Raw genomic sequence first — 1,889 nt, forward strand, 5'->3', positions numbered from 1 at the left:
GCCAAGAAGCAAACCCCCTATCTTCACAGCGTTCATGCTTTCTCCAATCCACATCCATGCAATGATGCCGATGAGCACCGGCTGTAAGTAGACAATAACGCTGAAGACCCCTGCTGGCATAAACATAAGTCCAATCGTTTGCAGACCGTAGAATAAGATTGAATTAAATAGACCTGACACCATATATTTACGCCAGTTCTGCTTCCAGTAAAGCTGCTTATATCTTGGCAGTGCGACTGCTAATAAGATGATTCCCGCACTTAATGACCGCAGTCCAGATAACAAAATAGGCGATGAATAGCCAAGCGCCAGCTTCGACATCGGCCACGTTAATCCCCAAATCAGTACAAGAGCAGCTAAAAGAATCCCATTAATAAAAGATGATGACTGTTTCATACAACAACCACTCCTACATATATGAATGTAAATGATTCACGCGTTCATTCCTCCTTGTATACTACGCTTCTTTTTTACTCACTTCAACTGGATGCTTTTGATGTAATTTATGTATAGCAGTTATAGTAACTGAGTTTCTTTTATGACAGCGTATCTTTCTTCTCTATGTGTTCACCCAGAAAAAATAAAGTGCATGGCTAGTGACAATATCACTTTTTATCTATAGCTTTTATACATCCTAAAAGCCATGAAGCCATTCAGCTGCTGGGTTTCTRCTCCCCTTTTTCATTTAGCTTACATATTTTCTAATAAATCTATGAATCTCCTAAACATTTCTACCTAGACAAATTGTCAGAATTATTACAGAGAAGGTGACAATTCTACTTATATCGCCCTTTAATATTAAAACTATGTTACAAAATGTCGTAATTTGGAATTAGATGTTTACTTTTCCTGTCAGGATTGATAGACTCACACTTGTGAATAAAACAAGTTATGGAAAGGGAGAAAGAAMATGCTAAAGAAAGCAAATCGTACAGTTATGAATATGGGGTTAGCAGCATTACTTGTTCCCGCTGCCCTAACATTTAGCACAACTTCAGCAAGTGCTAATGACGGAGGCGCTGCACCAGCACCCGTACAAGAAAAGGTAACGCCAAGCGTACCTCAACAACAAGCAACTACTACTACTAATCAAAAAGTCATCGTAAACGTGAGTGCGTTAAATATTCGTCAAGGAGCTAGCTTTTCATCTCCAGTCGTTGGAACTGCAACACAAGGTCAAGAGTTTGCTATTTTAAAAGAAGCAAACGGCTTAGTTGAAATTGCACCAAACAAATGGATTTCAAAAAGCTCAAGCTACGTAACAATTGCATCAGGTAAACCAAGCGCAAGCCAAGTAAAAGGTGTAAGCACATCAACTCCTTCTACTTCTACAGCATCTGCATCTACATCTGCAGCACAAGAAACAAGCACACCAGCACCTGCTCCAACAACAAGCACGGCTTCTGGAAGCACAGTAAATGTTGCACGTAGTTTAGTAGGATCACCTTACCAATGGGCAGGAAACACGCCAAGCGGATTTGACTGCTCAGGCTTTATCGCATACGTGTTCAACCATAGCGGTCACAGCATTTCACGTACAAGCGTAGCCAACTACTGGAACATGGCGACAAAAATTTCGTCTCCACAACCAGGAGATCTAGTATTCTTCCAAAACACATACACAAGCGGCCCATCTCACATGGGAATCTACATCGGAAACGGCCAAATGATTCATGCTGGTTCACACGGTGTAGCTGTAGCTGACCTAGATGTTTCTTACTACCAAGATCATTTCTTAGGATACGGACGCTTCTAAGAAAAAAATGCCCTCTAATCGTTAGATACGTTCTAACGATTAGAGGGCATTTACTTTTTATCGCTGCGCGACGGAAAGCGCCTTTTCAATACGCGTTTGAAATTTATACTTCCAGTCTTCAGCTAGCTCAGCC

At 41.0% G+C, this 1,889-nt stretch carries 2 protein-coding genes; one reads left to right on the plus strand and one right to left on the minus strand.

What is annotated here, in order from left to right:
- On the minus strand, nt 1-396 hold a 396-nt coding region (locus AC1DRF_RS25470; RefSeq protein WP_477742014.1), incomplete at its 3' end, for a DMT family transporter.
- Between the two features lie 514 nt (nt 397-910).
- Between AC1DRF_RS25470 and AC1DRF_RS25475 the strand changes: the two genes are divergently transcribed.
- Nucleotides 911-1,756, plus strand: coding sequence for a C40 family peptidase (locus tag AC1DRF_RS25475; RefSeq protein ID WP_043981056.1), 846 nt, complete (start codon nt 911-913; stop codon nt 1,754-1,756).
- Nucleotides 1,757-1,889: the final 133 nt, after the last annotated feature.

It is taken from the genome of Priestia sp. P5_B4 (assembly GCF_056400385.1).

What these genes read in the sequence shown, in the direction of transcription:
- AC1DRF_RS25475 (WP_043981056.1), top strand. Translation starts at nt 911, where the DNA reads ATGCTAAAGAAAGCAAATCGTACAGTTATGAATATGGGGTTAGCAGCA.